Raw genomic sequence first — 243 nt, forward strand, 5'->3', positions numbered from 1 at the left:
AGGTGGGTGGTGTCGGCCGGGCCCGGGGCGGCGGTCAGGTGCTCGACGTCGCCCAGGACCGGGATCAGCACGGAGAGCGCGTGCGGCCCCACGTCCCACAGCCCGCCCTTCTCGCGCCGCCACGGGGAGTCGGCGTACTCGCTGGTGGAACCTTCGGCGTAGAGCGAGCCGAGCCACTGGGCGCGCGCCGTGAACCAGCCGCCCAGCGCCGTCTGTTCGGCGATCCAGGCCGCGGTCTCCGGG

General features: G+C 75.3%; 1 pseudogene. It reads right to left on the minus strand.

Annotated elements, in window-relative coordinates:
* A pseudogene (locus tag G3I40_RS00935) lies at positions 1 to 243 on the minus strand (gfo/Idh/MocA family oxidoreductase); the annotation flags it as partial.

Origin of the sequence: Streptomyces sp. SID14478, from assembly GCF_010548525.1 — a bacterium.
GTDB lineage: Bacteria > Actinomycetota > Actinomycetes > Streptomycetales > Streptomycetaceae > Streptomyces.